We start from the raw sequence: 14,516 nt of genomic DNA on the forward strand, positions 1-14,516 counted from the left end.
ATGGCTGTCCGGGGGCTCGTCACGCCACCGGGCGGATTCGCCCCCGATGGCACACCGGTACTAACCTCACATCGGGCGCGAGAGGAGAGTGCCGCGATGCCGGAGCCGCAGCCGGGCACCGACCGGCCGGCCGACGGGAGCACCTTGGGCGCGGGCCCGGAGCCGGGCACCGACGGGTCGGCCCGTTCCCCCGTACCGCCACCGGCGGGATCGGCAGGGCCTCCGGACGCGGCATCCGAGCCGGTCGCGTCCCGGTGGAGCGGATCCGCGCCGGTCCCGCCACCGCCGCCGCGCAAGCGCTCGTGGGGCGAGTCGGCCGAGCCCACCCCGCCGCCGTTGGAGGAGTCGCCGGAGCACATGGTCCCGGTCGACCCGTGGGAGGGCGTGGACACCGCCGGCTGGGACCTGCGCTCCGCCGACTTCCCGGCGCTGCCGCCGACGCCGCCCTACCCGGCGCCCGCGCACACCCTGCCCTACCCGCCCCCGTCGGCCGCCGCCACGCCGGTCCCGCCCACGCCGGGCAGGCCACCGGAGCAGCGCCGCCGGACCACACCGACGGCCCCCACGCCGCCCGGGTGGCGGCCACCCCAGGGGTACGCGGCCGTGCCGGCCCGCCGCCGGCGTCGCTGGCCCTGGATGATGGTGCTCATCGTGGCCTGCTGCTGCGGCGTGCCGCTCTGGTGGGCGCAGCCGCTGCGCGCCCAGTACCCGGCCAGCGCGGCCCTGCCCGACCAGTTCGCCGGGCTGCGGCTTCGGCAGGACGAGCGCAGCCAGTCCGCCGCCGAGCAGCTGAGGAACGAGGTCCGTCAGGCGTACCCGCGCGCCGACGACACCTTCGCGGGGATCTACACCACGGGCGAGGGCAAGCGGGTGACCCTCTTCGGTGGCACCGGGCTGCGGCTGACCCCGCAGGCGGACGCCGACGCCGAGATCGTCCGCGGCCGGGACCGCTACGCGTTGGGCCCCGCCGAAACCGTGGAGACCGGTGTCCGGGGCCGGTACGAGCGCTGCGCGGTCGGCCGGGCGGACGGCGACGCGGTGGTGCTGTGCACCTCGGTCGACCACGGCAGCCTGGTCACCGGCCTCTTCACCTGGCTCGACGTGAACGACAGTGGTCACCTCCTTGACCAGCTGCGCCAGCAGGTGGTCACCGTGCGGCAGTCCTGACGGTAATCGTTCTCGCTTCGCCCCCCACGCATCGGGCACAAGAGTGAGAATCAGGACATGTCGCGGCGTTGGCCGGATGAGCGACTACTGCGGCGGCTGCCGGTACGACCCGCGCAAGCGGCTCGGTGACAAGGCCTGCCCGTTCACCGCCGGCTACTGGGCGTTCCTGTCCACCAACCGCCCTCGCATCCCGGCCAACGCCCGGATGGCCCGGACCATGAAGCAGATGGAACGCCTCAACGACCTGGACGCGGTGGTCGACCAGGAGAAGCGGCGCGGCAGCGACCCGCCGTGACGGCTCAGGCGGCCGGATCGGCGGGGGGCTCGGTGCGCTTGGGGGCGTAGCGCGGGACGTACTCCTGGCCGGTGAGCTTCTGGATCTCGCTCATCAGCTCGTCGGTCATCTCGCGCAGCGAGGTCCGATCATCAGGCCGGCCGGTGAAATCCAGCGGCTTGCCGAACCGGATGCCGATCTTGGCCCGCCCGGGCCGGGGCACCCGCGCCCCGATGGGCTGCGCCTTGTCGGTGCCGGTCACACCGACCGGGATGATCGGCACGCCGGCCGCCACCGCCAGCCGAGCGGCGCCGGTGCGGCCGCGGTAGAGCCGCCCGTCCGGGGAGCGAGTCCCCTCCGGATAGACGGCGACCAGGTCACCGGCCTTGAGCACCGGAATGGCGGCGTCGAACGCGGACAGCGCCGCCCGGCCGCCGCCCCGCTCCACCGGGATGGCGCCCAGCCCGGTAAGCACGAACTTGGAGAACGCGCCCTTCACGCCCGTGCCCTTGAAGTAATCCGACTTCGCCCAGAAGGCCAGGTGCCGGGGCACCACCGTGCCCAGGAGCAGTTCGTCGGCGACGGAGAGATGGTTGCCCGCGAAGATCGCCCCGCCGGTCGCCGGGATGTGCTCCAATCCCTCCACGGTCGGACGGAAGGCCAGCCGGACCGCGGGCCCCACGGTGAGCTTGCCGATGGTGTAGATCAGCGGCACGGGTCCTCCGGCGTTCGTCTGGTGCGGGCGCTGTCACGTTAGCCGACGCCGTGGCGCCGGCCCGAGCGGGTGGCCAGGCCGCCCGCGCGGTGAGCCACGGGTGGTTAAGGAGGGGCCCCTCCTATACCAGATACGTTAAGCGGGGGCCCCTCCTTACACACCTCATACCCGGCGGACGGCGACTGTCACGCGCTCTCCGTCGCCGACCTCGCCGTCGAAGCCCTCGACGCCCTCGGCGAAGTCGACGCTCTGCGCGAGCACCTCCCGGGCCACGAAGTCCAGGTGCGCGGCGACCGCCGCCCGCACCTCCTCCGAGGCCGAGACCGACACCACGATCCGGTCCGAGACGTCCAGGTCGGCGTCCCGGCGGGCCTGCTGCACCACCCGGACCACGTCCCGGGCCAGCCCCTCGGCGGCCAGCTCCGGGGTGACCCGGGTGTCCAGCACGACCACGCCCTCGCCGCCGGGCAGCGGCGCGGAGTTCTCGGCGTCGGCGGCGACCAGGCGCAGCTCGTACTCGCCCTCGGCCAGGGTGACGCCGGCGGCGACCGGGGCGCCGTCGTGCAGCTCCCACTCCCCCGCCTTGACCGCCTTGATGACCTGCTGGACCGCCTTGCCGACGCGGGGGCCGAGCGCCCGCGGCACCACCGTCAGCACCTGCTGGCAGTACGCGGACACCTCGTCGGTGTACTCCACCGCCTTCACGTTGACCTCGTCGGCGACCAGGTCGGCGAAGGGCCGCAGCTGGTCCGCCCGGGGCGAGGCCACGGTCAGCTTCGACAGCGGCAGCCGGACCCGCAACCCCTTGGCCTTGCGCAGCGACAGCGCCGCCGACGCGACCGCCCGGGTGGCGTCCATCGCGGTCACCAGGTCGTGGTCGGCCGGGAACTCGTCCGCCGAAGGCCAGTCGGTCAGGTGCACCGACCGCTCACCGGTGAGACCACGCCAGATCTCCTCCGCGGTCAGCGGCGCCAACGGCGCCACCACCCGGCAGAGCGTCTCCAGCACCGTCGACAGGGTGTCGAACGCGTCGGCGTCGCCGGACCAGAACCGGTCCCGGGAACGGCGCACGTACCAGTTGGTCAGCGCGTCCAGGTAGGACCGGACGGTGGCGCAGGCGCCGGAGATGTCGTACGCCTCCATCTGGCCCTGCACCGTGGCGACCAGCTCGTTCGTCTTCGCCAGCACGTACCGGTCGAGCAGGTGGGTGGAATCCACCCGCCGCTTCGCGGTGTAACCGTCGGCGTTGGCGTAGAGCGAGAAGAAGTACCAGACGTTCCACAGCGGCAGCAGCACCTGGCGCACCGCGTCCCGGATGGCGGCCTCGGTGACGAGGGCATCGCCACCACGCACCACCGGGGAGGACATCAGCATCCAGCGCATCGCGTCCGAGCCGTACGCGTCGAAGACGTGGTAGACGTCGGGGTAGTTGCGCAGGCTCTTGGACATCTTGCGCCCGTCCGAGCCGAGCAGGATGCCGTGGCTGACGCAGTTGCGGAACGCCGGCCGGTCGAACAGCGCGGTGGCCAGCACGTGCATGGTGTAGAACCAGCCGCGGGTCTGCGGCATGTACTCGACGATGAAGTCGCCCGGGTAGTGGTGCTCGAACCACTCGCGGTTCTCGAACGGGTAGTGCACCTGGGCGAACGGCATCGAGCCGGACTCGAACCAGCAGTCCAGCACCTCCGGCACCCGGCGCATCATCGAGCGCCCCGTCGGGTCGTCCGGGTTGGGGCGGACCAGGTCGTCCACCGCCGGCCGATGCAGGTCGCTCAGGCGTACGCCGAAGTCCCGCTCGATGTCGGCGAGCGAGCCGTACACGTCCACCCGCGGGTAGTTCGGGTCGTCGGACTTCCACACCGGGATCGGCGAGCCCCAGAACCGGTTCCGGCTGATCGACCAGTCCCGGGCGTTGGCCAGCCACTTGCCGAACGAGCCGTCCTTGATGTGCCCCGGGGTCCAGTTGATCTGCTGGTTCAGCTCGACCATCCGGTCCTTGAACTGCGTCACCGCCACGAACCAGGACGACACCGCCTTGTAGACCAGCGGCGTGTCGCACCGCCAGCAGTGCGGGTACGAGTGGGTGTAGGTGTCCTGCCGGAGCACCACCCCCCGCTCCTTCAGCTCCCGGATCACCGACTTGTTGACGTCGAAGACCTGCTCGCCCTCGTACGGCGGGACCAGGGCGGTGAACCGGGTGTGGTCGTCCACGGTGACGATGGTCGGGATGCCGGCCGCGTTGCAGACGTTCTGGTCGTCCTCGCCGAAGGCCGGGGCCAGGTGGACGATCCCGGTGCCGTCCTCGGTGGTGACGAACTCCGCGCCGAGCACCTGGTACGCGTTCTCGCCGGCCTGCTCGACCAGGAAGTCGTAGAGCGGGGTGTAACGGCGCCCGACCAGGTCCGCGCCGCGCACCGTGCCGACCTGCTCGTATCCCTCCAGCTCCTTGGCGTACGCGGCCAGCCGCGCGGCGCCCACCACGTAGCGGACCCCGTCGCGCTCCAGCACCGCGTACTCGATGTCGGGGCCGACGGCGAGCGCCAGGTTCGACGGCAGGGTCCACGGCGTGGTGGTCCAGACGCCCAGCCTGACCGGCCCCCGCACCAGCTCCGGCGCGTTCTCGTCCGGGGTCAGGCCGAACCAGACCGACAGGGTGGGGTCGTGCCGGTCCCGGTAGACGTCGTCCATCCGGGTCTCGGTGTTCGACAGCGGCGTCTCGCACCGCCAGCAGTACGCCAGCACCCGGAAGCCCTCGTAGACCAGACCCTTGTCGTGCAGGGTCTTGAAGGCCCACATGACGCTTTCCATGTAGTCCAGGTCGAGCGTCTTGTAGTCGTTGGCGAAGTCGACCCAGCGGGCCTGCCGGGTGACGTACCGCTCCCAGTCCTGGGTGAACTCCAGCACCGAGGTGCGGCACGCCTCGTTGAACCGGGCCACGCCCAGGTCGAGGATCTCCGCCTTGGTGGTGATGCCGAGCTGCTTCTCGGCCACCACCTCGGCCGGCAGGCCGTGGCAGTCCCAGCCGAAGCGCCGCTCCACCCGGCGGCCGCGCATGGTCTGGTAGCGCGGCACCACGTCCTTGACGTAGCCGGTGAAGAGGTGGCCGTAGTGCGGCAGACCGTTGGCGAACGGCGGGCCGTCGTAGAAGACGTACTCGTTCTTCCCGTCCTCCCCGGCGGGGCGGGCCTCGACGGACGCCTCGAAGGTCTTGTCGGCCGTCCAGTGCTCCAGGACCCGGCGCTCGACCGCGGGCAGGTCCGGGCTCGCCGGGACGCCGGCGGCGGTCGGGTCGTGCAACGGATAGACCATCGGGGGTCGCTCTCCTCAGCAGCTCACGCGTCGTGTGGGTCTGCGAGGACGAACCCTTTTCCGGTACGCCGTCCGGCGTGCCCGGGGCAAGGCCCGCGGTACCACCCCGCTTGGCGGTCAAGGTGCGACCGCCCGCTCGTTGGCCGGCTGTGACGGGCCGGTCCCGTCCGGTTCTACTGGGCCGGTGACCCGGCTGTTCTTCCGGAGGCTCGCCGGTGATGGCCGGGTCGTCGCCTTACGGTCGCCAAGGATACGCGACGCCCCCGACCCACCGCCTCCGACTAACCACCCCACCCCCTGTCGGTCATGACGACGGTCACAGCGGGGGGTGTCACGTTTGGGGGTGGGCGGGCGTCGTGGGGGTAGGTCGAGACGAGGAGGCGGCGATGAGGCGGATGGAATTGGCGGCGGTGGCGCCCGAGGCGTACCGGGCGGTGCTCGGGCTGGAGACGTACGTCCGGCAGAACCTCGACCACACCGTGCTGGAGCTGGTGAAGCTGCGGGCGTCGATGTTGAACGGCTGCGCGTTCTGCGTCGACATGCACAGCCGGGACGCGCTCGCGGCCGGCGAGTCCAGCCGGCGACTGTTCGCCGTCGCCGCGTGGCGAGAAGCACCCTTCTTCGACGAGCGGGAGCGGACCGCGCTGGCGCTGACCGACGCGGTCACCCGGCTCGGCGAACACGGCGTGCCGGACGAGGTGTGGGACGCCGTGGCGAAGGTCTGGCCGGAGAAGGAGCTGGCCGACCTGCTCGTCGCGATCGCCACAATCAACGTGTGGAACCGGCTCGTGATCAGCACCCGGACCCAGCCGCCGCTCGAGGTGTGACCACCGTCGAGGCGGCACAGGCGGCCGGTGCGCTCACCGCGCACCGGCCGATGCTGCTCGGGCTTGCGTACCGGCTGCTGGGGAGCCTGCACGACGCCGAGGACGTGCTGCAGGAGGCGTACCTGCGCTGGCTGGACGTCGACCGGGAGTCGATCGTCGAGCCCCGCCGCTACCTGTCGCGCGTGGTGACCCGGCTGGCGCTGGACCGGCTGCGCGCCCGGCAGGCCGCCCGGGAGACGTACGTCGGGCCGTGGCTACCCGAGCCGGTGCCCACCGGGACGGGCACCCCGTTGGGGCCGCTGGACACGATCGAGCTACGCGAGACGCTTTCCAGCGCGCTGCTGCACCTGCTGGAGCGGCTCACCCCGCCCGAGCGCGCGGTGTACGTGCTGCACACCGCGTTCGCCCTGCCGTACGCCGAGATCGGCGGCCTGCTGGACCGGTCGGCGGCGGACTGCCGGCAGCTGCACCACCGCGCGGCGGCCCGACTCGCCGCCGACCGGCGGCGCTTCACCGCGGGCCCGGTCGAGCAGCGACAGCTGCTCGACGCCTTTCTGGCTGCGGCCCGCGACGGCGACCTGGCCCGGCTGACCGACCTGGTCGCGGCCGATGCCACCGCCTGGTCCGACGGCGGCGGTCGGGTACGCGCGGCCCGCAACCCGGTCCACGGCGCGGACCGGATCGCCCGCTTCTTCGCCGGCATCTACGGCCCCCACCGGCCTGCGGTGCGGGCGACGCCGGTCGAGCTGAACGCCGCGCCGGCGCTGCTGCTGTGCTGGCCGGCCGGCGCCCGCTACACCCTCAGCGTTGCCGCGGCCGACGGCCGGATCACCGGCCTCTACCTGGTCAACAATCCCGACAAGCTGACCCACGTGCCCGGCTGAACACGCGACAGCCCCGGACCCGCCATGCGGACCGGGGCCGTCGGCGAGGAGGTCAGCCCAGCTCAGGGAACCAGAGGGCGATCTCCCGCTTGGCGCTGTCGACCGAGTCGGAGGCGTGCACCAGGTTCTCCCGGTTCGAGAGGGAGAGGTCGCCCCGGATGGTGCCGGCGGCGGCCGCGCGGCCGTCGGTGCTGCCGATCATCCCGCGGACCACGTCGATCACCTGGTCGCCGGAGAGCACCAGGGCCACCAGCGGGCCGCCGGTCATGAAGGCCTTCAACGGCGGGTAGAACGGCTTGTCCACGTGCTCGGCGTAGTGCTGGTCGGCGAAGTCGCCGTCCATGGTGCGGGACATCAGCGCGTCGATCCGCAGGCCCTTGCGCTCGAACCGGGTGAGGATCTCACCCACCAGACCGCGGCGGACCGCGTCAGGCTTGATCAGTACGAGCGTGCGCTCATCCGGGCTGCTGCTGGACACGCGGGGTTCCTCCTGTACGCGCAAGCGGGTCGGACTCGGTACCGCCAGCCTAGTGTGGTGTCCACGAACGCTCAGCGGAGGGCCACCCGAGGCGCAGCGGCCGCCACAGCCCGGCGCGGCGGTGCTCCTTCCGTCGGTCGCCGATGAGGCTTAGCCTGGCCCTAGCGGCCTCTTTTCCAAGGCTCTACCCCGCTCGCCGGGCCAGCTCTGCGAAACGAGCCCCAGATTCTCGGAGGTCCACAGTGGCGAATGGCGGCAACCAACCCATCGCGCCGATGCGCAAGCTGATCGCCACGGTGCTGGGCACCGTGGCGACGTTCATCGCGCTGTTCGGGCTGGGCATGACGAGCTGGGCGATCGTGGCCCTCGGCGTCGCGCTGCTGGTGCTGGCGATCGCCCTGGCCACCGTGCGCGGCGGCGGCGGACGCGCCTGGGTCGTCGGGCTCGGTCACGTGCACAGCGTCTCCGAGCCGCCCACCCAGTACGCCTTCGGCCGGTGCGAACTCCAGCTCGTGATCGACGCGCCCGGGTTGCCGCCCCGCTCCAAGAAGATCATCGAGCCGCGGGTTCCGGTCGCCAAGTGGCCGTCGCTCGGTCAGCCGCTGCCCGTCCGGGTCGCCCTCAACGACCACCGGCACGTCCGCGTCCTCTGGGACGAGGTGCCCACCCAGGCCGAGATGGCCGCCGCGCTCGCCGACCTGCCGCCCGAGTACGCCGACGCCGAACCGACCGAGGAGGTGCTGATCGCGCAAGACGCACCGCCGTGGGCGGACCGCACCCCGGAGGACGACTTCCGCGACGACTTCCCGCCCGTGTCGGACCCGCTCCTCGACGACGTCACGGTGCTGCCCGACGACCGGGAGCCGGTGGTGGTGCACCAGCGCCCCGGCGGCCCAATGGTGCTCGAGGGCCAGCTCGTCGAGCCGGCGACCGGCGGCCCGCTGCCCCGTCGGGCCGCCACCCCGACTCAGCGTCCGCCCGTCGAGGAGCGGTTCGACCGGGTCGACGTGCCACTGGACGAGCCAGCCGCCAATGCGGCACCGACCCCGGAGGAACTGGACGAGGCGATCTTCGGGCCGGCCGGCGACGAGCCGGCCGAGGTGGCCCATCCGATCAGCGGAGTCGGGATCACCCTGCTCGTCACCGACCTGGACCGGTCCCTCGACTTCTACCGGGACCTCGGCTTCGCGGAGCTCGACCGGGGCGCCGGCAACGCCGTTCTCACCTTCGGGACGACACGGCTGGTGTTGCGAGAGGTGACCGGGGCCGCCCCGATCAGCCGCCGGCTGGTCCACGTCAATCTCGAGGTCGACGACATCCAGGCCGCCTACGAGCGGCTGCGCGGAGCGGGCGTGCGCTTCACGTACGCCCCCCGGGTGGTCACCCGGGGCACCAAGCTGGAGGTGTGGGCGGCGGCGTTCCGCGACCCGGACGGGCACGGCATCGCGCTCACCCAGTGGCGCGCCCTCGCCGACGCCTAATACGCAAGGAGGGGCCCCTTGTTAACGCCTAGCTGTTAACAAGGGGCCCCTCCTAACCAGCGCGCCACCCGCCGGCGACCGCTCAGCCGAGGATGACCCGCCGCACGTGCAGGGCGTACGCCCACACCAGAGCGAAGATGACCCCCAGTACAAGCAGCGACCAGTGCAGCAGGCCGGCAAGCATCAGCAGACCCTGCACCACCGTCCCGGCGGGCCAGGCCCACCGGCGTCCCATCTGGCCGGCCAGCAGCACGCACACGACCGCCAGCCCGACGATCGCGGCGATGGCGGCGCCGCCGAGGTGCCCGCCGACCAGCCGGATCGGCTGGATGGCCAGCAACAGCACCAGCGCCTCCAGCGCGAGCGTCCCCGCGCCGAGCCCGCGTACCGCCTTCTCCGGGTTGCGCAGCCCGGATCGCCGCTGTTCCGGGGGCCCGTCCGCCGCCGTCCGGGTGTCGTCCGGCCGGCTCCCGGCATCGGAGCCCCCCTGCGCCGAGCCGGTCATCGCTTGAGCAGCCGGCGGGCGTCGGCCACGGTCACCACCGATCCTGTGATCAGCACGCCCACCCCGGCCAGCTCGCCGGGTACGTCGGACTCGGCCTCGGCGACGGCCGCCTCGATGGCGTCCGGCATCTCCTCAGCGACCTGCACCCGCTCCGGCCCGAAGACCTCACGGGCCAGCGCGGCCAGGTCATCGGCGGGCAGCGCCCGGGGCGAGCTGTTGCGGGTGACCACGATCGAGTCGAGCACCGGCTCCAGCAACTCCAGCAGGCTGGCCGCGTCCTTGTCACCGAGCACGGCGAGCACGCCGACCAGCTTGCTGAACGCGAACTCCTCCTGCAGCGCGGTGACCGTGGCGGTCATCCCGTGCGGGTTGTGCGCGCCGTCGAGCAGGACCGTCGGCGCCGTACGCACCTTCTCCAGCCGGCCCGGCGAGGTGGCCGAGGCGAAGCCCTCCCGGACCGCCTCGACATCGAGCTGCCGCCGCGCTCCCGCCCCGAGGAACGCCTCGACCGCGGCGAGCGCCACAGCCGCGTTCTGCGCCTGGTGCGCGCCGTGCAGCGGGATGAAGATCTCCTCGTACACGCCGCCGAGGCCCTGGATGGTGAGCACCTGGCCGCCGACGGCGACCGCGCGCCGGAGCACGCCGAACTCGGAGCCCTCCCGGGCGATGGTCGCACCGACCTCGGCGCAGCGCTCCAGGATCGGCCGAGCGGCCTCCTCCTCCTGCGCCGCCGCGATCACCGTGGCGCCGGAGTGGATGATGCCCGCCTTGTGCAGCGCGATGTCCTCGATGGTGTCGCCGAGCCACTCGGTGTGGTCCAGCCCGATCGGGGTGATCACCGCGACCCCGGCCTGGATCACGTTGGTCGCGTCCTCCGCCCCGCCGAGCCCTACCTCGACCACCGCGATGTCGACCGGGGCGTCGGCGAACGTGGCGAACGCCAGCGCCGTGGTCATGTCGAAGTAGGTCAGCGGCTCGGCGGACCGCTGGTCGACCAGCTCGGCCAGCGGCGCCACCTCCCGGTACGTGCCGACGAAGCGCTCCTCGCTGACCGGCTCCCCGTCCAGGCTGATCCGCTCCCGCACGGTTTCGAGGTGCGGGCTGGTGTAGCGGCCGGTGTGCAGCCCGAACGCCCGCAGCAGCGAGTCGATCATCCGGGCCGTGGAGGTTTTGCCATTCGTGCCGGTCAGGTGGATCGACGGGTACGCCCGCTGCGGGCTGCCGAGCAGGTCGAGCAGCGACTCGATCTTCTCCAACTCGAAGTGCATGCGGGTGAAGCCGCGCGCGTTGAGCGCGGCTTCCACCGCGGCGAATTCAGTGCGGTCGGTCACGAGGGCAGCGCCTCCAGAGCGGCGTCGATACGGACCAGGTCGGCATCGGCCACCGCGAGTCGTTCCCGGATCTTCGCGACCACGTGCTCCGGGGCCTTGCCGACGAACGCCGGGTTGTCCAGCTTCGCCCGCGCCTGCGCGACCTCCTTCTCGGCGGCCGCCCGATCCTTGGTGAGCCGGGCCCGCTCGGCCGCCACGTCGATCGAGCCCCGGGTGTCCAACGCGACGCTGACCTCGCCGGGCATGGCGAGGGTGGCGCTGGCCTGGAAGTCGTCGCCGGGCGCGTCGAGGCGGGCCAGCGACCGGATCAGCGGCTCGTGCGCCCCAATGCCCGCCGGCCCGAGGCCGTCGAGCCGGGCCGCCACCCGCTGCGTCGGCCGCAGCCCCTGGTCCGAGCGGAACCGCCGGACCTCGGTCACCACCCGCTGCAGGGTGGCGACCTCGCCCTCCGCGGCGTCGTTGACGAGAGTACGGTCGACCGCCGGCCAGGCCGCGATCATCACGCTCTCCCCGCCGGTCAGCGCGGTCCACAGCTCGTCGGTGACGAACGGGATGACCGGGTGCAGCAGCCGCAGCAGCTGGTCCAGCACGTGCCCGAGCACCCGCCGGGTGGCAGCCGCCGCCGGCCCGCCCTCGGCGAGCACCGGCTTGCTCAGCTCCACGTACCAGTCGCAGACGTCGTCCCAGGCGAAGTGGTAGAGCAGGTCGCAGACCTTGGCGAACTCGTACGCCTCGAACTGCTCGTCCACTGCGGCGGTGACGTGCGCCAGCCGGGACAGGATCCACCGGTCGACCGTGGAGAGCTGGGTGTCCTCGGGCAGCGGGCCGTCGGTGTGCGCGCCGTTCATCAGCGCGAACCGGGTGGCATTCCAGAGCTTGTTGCAGAAGTTGCGGGAGCCCTGGCACCACTCCTCACTCACCGGCACGTCCTGACCGGGGTTGGCGCCCCGGGCCAGGGTGAACCGGGTGGCGTCAGCACCGAACCGGTCGATCCAGTCCAGCGGGTCGACCACGTTCCCGAACGACTTCGACATCTTCTTGCCATGCTCGTCGCGGACCATGCCGTGCAGGGCGACCACGTCGAACGGCGGCCGGCCGTCCATCGCGTACAGGCCGAACATCATCATCCGGGCGACCCAGAAGAAGAGGATGTCGTACCCGGTGACCAACACGCTGGTCGGGTAGAACTTCGCCAGGTCGGGGGTCTGCTCGGGCCAGCCGAGGGTGGAGAACGGCCACAGGCCGCTGGAGAACCACGTGTCGAGAACGTCCTCGTCCTGATGCCAGCCTTCGCCGGTCGGCGGCTGCTCATCTGGGCCGACGCAGACGATCTCGCCATCCGGGCCGTACCAGACCGGGATGCGGTGCCCCCACCAGAGCTGCCGGGAGATGCACCAGTCGTGCATGTTGTCAACCCAGGCGAAGTAGCGCTTGGCCAACTCGGCTGGCTCGATCTTCACCCGGCCGTCGCGGACCGCGTCGCCGGCGGCCTTGGCCAGCGGGGTGGTGTTGACGAACCACTGCAACGACAGCCGCGGCTCGACCGTGGTCTTGCACCGCGAGCAGTGCCCCACCGCGTGCACGTACGGCCGCTTCTCGGCCACGATCCGGCCCTGCTCGCGCAGCGCGGCGACGATGGCCGGGCGGGCCTCGTACCGGTCCAGGCCCTCGAACGGACCCGGTGCGGTGATGACTCCCCGCTCGTCCATGATCGTCAGCGACGGCAGGTCGTGCCGCTGGCCGATCTCGAAGTCGTTCGGGTCGTGCGCCGGGGTCACCTTCACCATGCCCGTGCCGAAGCTCGGGTCGACGTGCTCATCGGCGACGATCGGGATCCGCCGGTCGGTGAGCGGAACGGGCACCTCGGTGCCGATCAGGTGCTGGTAGCGCTCGTCGTCCGGGTGCACCGCGACCGCGGTGTCGCCGAGCATCGTCTCCGCGCGGGTGGTGGCCACCACGACGTCGTCGCTGTAGCGGATCGAGACCAGTTCACCCTCGTCGTCGGTGTGCTCCACCTCGATGTCTGACAGGGCGGTGAGGCAGCGCGGGCACCAGTTGATGATCCGGTTGGCCCGGTAGATCAGGCCGTCGTCGAAGAGCTTCTTGAACATGGTCTGCACGGCCCGGGACAGGCCCGCGTCCATGGTGAAGCGCTCGCGGTCCCAGTCGACCGCGTCACCGAGACGCCGCATCTGACCGAGGATTGCGCCGCCGGACTCGGCCTTCCACTGCCAGACCCGCTCGACGAACTTTTCCCGGCCCAGATCGTGCCGGGACAGTCCCTCGCCGGCGAGCTGCCGCTCGACCAGGTTCTGGGTGGCGATGCCGGCGTGGTCCATGCCGGGCAGCCAGAGCGCCTCATAGCCCTGCATCCGCTTACGCCGGTTCAACGCGTCCATCAGGGTGTGCTCGAAGGCGTGCCCCATGTGCAGCGAACCGGTGACGTTCGGCGGGGGAATGACGATCGTGAAGGGGGGCTTGTCACTCTCCGCCGACGCCCGGAAGTGGCCGGCGGCTACCCACTGCTCGTACCGTCGCTGCTCTACCTCGCCGGGCTGGTACTGGCCAGCAAGGGTCGGGGCGTCGGGGCGTTGGGCATCCAGTCTCTCGGTCACCCGAGAAAGTCTACGGAGCGCTTCCGGAGACCTGACGTGCGCCACCTCCTGTTCGCGTACGGTGGCGAACATGTCCGACGCGCATCTCACCGAGCGTCCGTTCAACGACGGGCCGGAGCCGGTCGACCTCACCGACGAGCCGATCCAGCTGAGCCGCCGTGACCCGGGGCAGGAGCCCGAACGCCGCCCGGTCTCCCGCCGGCGACGGACGGTGCTGGCTGCCGCGCTGGTCGTCGGGCTGGCCGGGGCCGGGACGCTCGGCGTCGGCGCCTGGCGGGTCCTGACGCAGAAGGACACCCACCTGGACGCGCCGAAGACGATCGCCGGGTTGAACCGAGACGACAGCGAGCAGGCCCGCAGCACCGCGGAGTACCTCCGCGACGGTTTCGCGGCCGACATCGAACTGGACCGGAGCTTCGGCACCGTCTACCGCGACCCGGTGGACGCGAAACGGTCGGTGCTGATCTTCGGTGGCGCCACCCTGCTCTGGCAGCCCGAGCGGGATTTGAACACCCTCTTCGGGCTGCTGACCGACGAAACCGGAAAGGTCACCGGCCTGCACAAGGTGGATGCCGGCCGACTGGGCGGCGTGATGAAGTGCGGTACGACCAGTGGCGACGGCGGCGACTTCGCGGTCTGCGGCTGGGCCGACCACGGGAGCGTGGTGTTGGCGATGTTCCCGGGCCGTTCGATGGACGACTCGGCCGCGCTGTTCCGGCAACTCCGCGAGGGCATCCAAAGTCGCTGACCGAATGCCGCCTCCTACCGGGGCGGCCCGCCCAAATTCGCGATTGAAACGCAAGTCAGGGGCACCCCGAAGGGTGCCCCTGACTGAAAGATTGTCCGGCGGTGTCCTACTCTCCCACACCCTCCCGAGTGCAGTACCATCGGCGCTGGAGGGCTTAGCTTCCGGGTTCGGAATGTGACCGG

The 14,516-nt window shown here is 71.7% G+C and carries 12 protein-coding genes and 1 rRNA gene; 6 read left to right on the plus strand and 7 right to left on the minus strand.

Translation table 11 applies throughout. From position 1 onward, the window contains the following. Positions 1 to 96 precede the first annotated feature (96 nt). Together ABZ671_RS20585 and ABZ671_RS20590 are read left to right on the plus strand one after the other, a co-directional pair. Positions 97 to 1,167, plus strand: a complete 1,071-nt coding sequence (locus ABZ671_RS20585) for a hypothetical protein (protein ID WP_357860250.1) — start codon at positions 97 to 99, stop codon at positions 1,165 to 1,167. Between the two features lie 76 nt (positions 1,168 to 1,243). Beyond that, a complete protein-coding gene (locus ABZ671_RS20590) occupies positions 1,244 to 1,462 on the plus strand; it encodes a hypothetical protein (RefSeq protein ID WP_357860253.1) in 219 nt (72 codons plus the stop codon). 4 nt (positions 1,463 to 1,466) lie between these two features. Here the strand turns inward: ABZ671_RS20590 and ABZ671_RS20595 are convergent, their stop codons facing one another. Together ABZ671_RS20595 and ileS are read right to left on the minus strand one after the other, a co-directional pair. Continuing rightward, positions 1,467 to 2,156: a lysophospholipid acyltransferase family protein gene (locus ABZ671_RS20595; RefSeq protein WP_357860256.1), complete on the minus strand. Its 690-nt coding sequence runs from the start codon at positions 2,154 to 2,156 to the stop codon at positions 1,467 to 1,469. A gap of 162 nt (positions 2,157 to 2,318) precedes the next feature. Then, positions 2,319 to 5,465, minus strand: coding sequence for an isoleucine--tRNA ligase (gene ileS / locus ABZ671_RS20600; protein ID WP_357860259.1), 3,147 nt, complete (start codon positions 5,463 to 5,465; stop codon positions 2,319 to 2,321). A 386-nt stretch (positions 5,466 to 5,851) separates the two neighbouring features. On the opposite strand from ileS, the gene ABZ671_RS20605 reads away from it, so the two are divergent. Then, positions 5,852 to 6,292: a carboxymuconolactone decarboxylase family protein gene (locus ABZ671_RS20605; protein WP_357860262.1), complete on the plus strand. Its 441-nt coding sequence runs from the start codon at positions 5,852 to 5,854 to the stop codon at positions 6,290 to 6,292. Further along, positions 6,289 to 7,176, plus strand: coding sequence for an RNA polymerase sigma factor SigJ (gene sigJ, locus ABZ671_RS20610; protein WP_357860265.1), 888 nt, complete (start codon positions 6,289 to 6,291; stop codon positions 7,174 to 7,176). The genes ABZ671_RS20605 and sigJ overlap by 4 nt, the downstream gene beginning before the upstream one ends. A gap of 52 nt (positions 7,177 to 7,228) precedes the next feature. Here the strand turns inward: sigJ and ndk are convergent, their stop codons facing one another. Continuing rightward, on the minus strand, positions 7,229 to 7,654 hold the full coding sequence (ndk, locus tag ABZ671_RS20615; RefSeq protein ID WP_357860268.1) for a nucleoside-diphosphate kinase: 426 nt from the start codon (positions 7,652 to 7,654) through the stop codon (positions 7,229 to 7,231). 242 nt (positions 7,655 to 7,896) lie between these two features. Between ndk and ABZ671_RS20620 the strand changes: the two genes are divergently transcribed. Beyond that, entirely contained in the window at positions 7,897 to 9,135 is a 1,239-nt protein-coding gene (locus ABZ671_RS20620; RefSeq protein WP_357860271.1) for a VOC family protein, read from the plus strand. An 82-nt stretch (positions 9,136 to 9,217) separates the two neighbouring features. Here ABZ671_RS20620 and ABZ671_RS20625 read toward each other — a convergent pair whose 3' ends face one another. The 3 genes from ABZ671_RS20625 to ABZ671_RS20635 are packed head-to-tail and all read right to left on the minus strand — an operon-like array spanning position 9,218 to position 13,586. Next, positions 9,218 to 9,640, minus strand: a complete 423-nt coding sequence (locus ABZ671_RS20625; protein WP_357860274.1) for a DUF4233 domain-containing protein — start codon at positions 9,638 to 9,640, stop codon at positions 9,218 to 9,220. Continuing rightward, positions 9,637 to 10,971 carry a folylpolyglutamate synthase/dihydrofolate synthase family protein gene (locus ABZ671_RS20630; protein WP_357860277.1) on the minus strand — a complete coding sequence of 445 codons (1,335 nt, stop codon included), beginning with the start codon at positions 10,969 to 10,971 and terminating at the stop codon, positions 9,637 to 9,639. The genes ABZ671_RS20625 and ABZ671_RS20630 overlap by 4 nt, the downstream gene beginning before the upstream one ends. After that, on the minus strand, positions 10,968 to 13,586 hold the full coding sequence (locus ABZ671_RS20635) for a valine--tRNA ligase (protein WP_357860280.1): 2,619 nt from the start codon (positions 13,584 to 13,586) through the stop codon (positions 10,968 to 10,970). The genes ABZ671_RS20630 and ABZ671_RS20635 overlap by 4 nt, the downstream gene beginning before the upstream one ends. A gap of 70 nt (positions 13,587 to 13,656) precedes the next feature. On the opposite strand from ABZ671_RS20635, the gene ABZ671_RS20640 reads away from it, so the two are divergent. Next, on the plus strand, positions 13,657 to 14,334 hold the full coding sequence (locus ABZ671_RS20640) for a hypothetical protein (protein ID WP_357860283.1): 678 nt from the start codon (positions 13,657 to 13,659) through the stop codon (positions 14,332 to 14,334). A 93-nt stretch (positions 14,335 to 14,427) separates the two neighbouring features. On the opposite strand, the gene rrf is transcribed toward ABZ671_RS20640, so the two are convergent. Beyond that, positions 14,428 to 14,516, minus strand: a 5S ribosomal RNA gene (rrf, locus tag ABZ671_RS20645); the annotation flags it as partial.

Origin of the sequence: Micromonospora sp. NPDC006766, assembly GCF_040636055.1 — a bacterium.
Taxonomy (GTDB): domain Bacteria; phylum Actinomycetota; class Actinomycetes; order Mycobacteriales; family Micromonosporaceae; genus Micromonospora.

Excerpts from the sequence above, each read along its gene's own strand:
- ABZ671_RS20585 (WP_357860250.1), top strand. The coding sequence starts at position 97 with ATGCCGGAGCCGCAGCCGGGCACCGACCGGCCGGCCGACGGGAGCACC.
- ABZ671_RS20590 (WP_357860253.1), top strand. The coding sequence starts at position 1,244 with ATGAGCGACTACTGCGGCGGCTGCCGGTACGACCCGCGCAAGCGGCTC.
- ileS (WP_357860259.1), bottom strand. The coding sequence starts at position 5,465 with ATGGTCTATCCGTTGCACGACCCGACCGCCGCCGGCGTCCCGGCGAGC.
- ABZ671_RS20605 (WP_357860262.1), top strand. The coding sequence starts at position 5,852 with ATGAGGCGGATGGAATTGGCGGCGGTGGCGCCCGAGGCGTACCGGGCG.
- ABZ671_RS20625 (WP_357860274.1), bottom strand. The coding sequence starts at position 9,640 with ATGACCGGCTCGGCGCAGGGGGGCTCCGATGCCGGGAGCCGGCCGGAC.
- ABZ671_RS20640 (WP_357860283.1), top strand. The coding sequence starts at position 13,657 with ATGTCCGACGCGCATCTCACCGAGCGTCCGTTCAACGACGGGCCGGAG.